The organism is Paracidovorax anthurii (genome assembly GCF_003269065.1).
In the GTDB taxonomy this organism is placed as follows: Bacteria; Pseudomonadota; Gammaproteobacteria; order Burkholderiales; family Burkholderiaceae_C; genus Paracidovorax; species Paracidovorax anthurii.
Map to the genome: position 1 here is coordinate 1 of NZ_QLTA01000119.1, position 1,816 is coordinate 1,816.

The 1,816-nt window shown below is 52.2% G+C and carries 3 protein-coding genes; all 3 read left to right on the forward strand.

Annotated features, from left to right (window positions below):
* Positions 1-416, forward strand: a 416-nt coding sequence (locus AX018_RS25070) for a hypothetical protein (RefSeq protein ID WP_211322533.1), incomplete at its 5' end; no start/stop codon positions are given.
* A 4-nt stretch (positions 417-420) separates the two neighbouring features.
* Positions 421-960, forward strand: a complete 540-nt coding sequence (locus tag AX018_RS25075; RefSeq protein ID WP_146749463.1) for a hypothetical protein — start codon at positions 421-423, stop codon at positions 958-960.
* A 136-nt stretch (positions 961-1,096) separates the two neighbouring features.
* Positions 1,097-1,621, forward strand: a complete 525-nt coding sequence (locus AX018_RS24440) for an RHS repeat-associated core domain-containing protein (protein WP_111882832.1) — start codon at positions 1,097-1,099, stop codon at positions 1,619-1,621.
* Positions 1,622-1,816 lie beyond the last annotated feature (195 nt).

A 1,816-nucleotide genomic window follows, 5' to 3' on the forward strand; every position in this document is an offset into this window, starting at 1 on the left:
CGGTGGTGTCGCCCATGAGCCCGCTGGTGGCGCAGATCCCGACGACGGTTTCGCGGATGACGCCTGTGGCGCAGGGGATTGCCCAAGCAGTGGAGTCGGGTGGGTTTTGTGCGGCAAATGAAACATTCGCATTTACGGCGATTTCGGTCGGTGTAAGAGCGACTAAGAACAGTGCCAATCAACTGAATGTGAATTTGACGCAGTCACGGGCTATCGAAAATCTGATAAAGAATGGTTATATTAAGACAATGTCCAAGGATGGAACTGTCACCATCATGACGAGGGGAGATAAGGTCTATAGACTCTACCCTCAATCGACTGGTGGCGGGGTGCCTGGAGTCGCTGCTGGAATCCCTTCTGCATCAGTTTCTGTTTCTGAAAATATCGTCACCAAACTGCGCTTTCTAGGAGATTAATATTATGATGGATAAAAAAATTCCTAGTTTGTTCGACGTGATGGTGGTCGATGCAGAGCTTCCGGGCAAAGTGTTCGGTCGGCCATTTGAGAATTATCTGTTTTTCGATGCTGATATTAGTTCTTCGAAGGCACAAGTCTCTGCAGTTCAAAATATAGTTGTCTCCTGCATAGACCACGATGCCGAGGTGGAAGTTTTCGCTAGTTCGGATCGACGCTTCCTCGCCCATGTTGGGCAGGGCTTGGATTGGTCGATCGATATTTGTCGGTTAGGAACGATAAATCGTAAGGCTGGCGACACTGGAGGACTCATTCTCCTTGATGCCAAGAGGAGATGGGTTGTTTATCAAAACCGTCCGGTGGATGTTGGCCTTCTTGCAATCAACTGCAATGTGGGGTTGGCTGGTGTTGTTGATGTGAAAGATTACTTCTTCGATTGCGGAAATGTTTCTGATTGGCTTGAGCGGAAAAATCAACGTGATGTCGATTTGGTAGAAAGTTTTGGTGCCGAATTTCTTGTTGCATTGATAAGAAATTATCATTAATGCTTTTCCTGTGCCTCGTGTGGCAATAACTGAGCACATGCTGCGAATTATTGATCAAGATTAATCCGAGTGGCACTGCCTCAGCGGAAAGGCCGTATAGGCAAAGAATCATTGCCTGCTCAATGCCTGTGGCCCGATGCCGGTGGCCGCGCAGATCAACGGCAGGCTGTATGCGATCGATGCGGACTACCTGAATACGCTGCTAAGGCTCACCAATGCCCAGGGGCAGGTGGTATGGCAGTGGCTGATCACGGGCTTCGGGGAAGCGAACCCGACTATCGGGGCGACGGGCTATGCGCAGAGTGGCGAAGCGGGCGTGCGCAGCTACGGTGAGGCGGTGCAGTTCGACCTGCGGTACCCGGGGCAGGTGTGGGATGAGAAGACGTGGCTGAGCTACAACCGGCACCGGTATTACGACGCGGGGAGCGGGAGGTGTATCCAGGTGGACCCGATCGGGCTGGAGGGCGGGTGGAATCGGTTCGGGTATGTGGGTGGGGAACCACTGAACTTTGCGGACGATGAAGGGCTGAATAGACGTTCAGCCGCGCCATCGGTCAGCTACGGGCAAAGCCTGCTGAATGCGCAGGGAGTGAATCTCACGGGCCAGATTCGGCAGTACCAGTTTAAATTCTCTTACAGCTATGCTTCTGCTCCTGGGTAAGGATTTACTGCGGGGAATATTGGTCAGCTACAAGGGGTGTTACAGAGATTGCAGGGCACTCCCTCTTGTGTTGGAAAAGTGGCAATAACTTCCCGGCCATTGCGGCTTTGTTGCACAAATCAGTTCGAAGACGGCATAGCCCCAACCCCAGACGGATTTATGCCATGGCGGCCACCAGAACGGTTTGAGGACGAC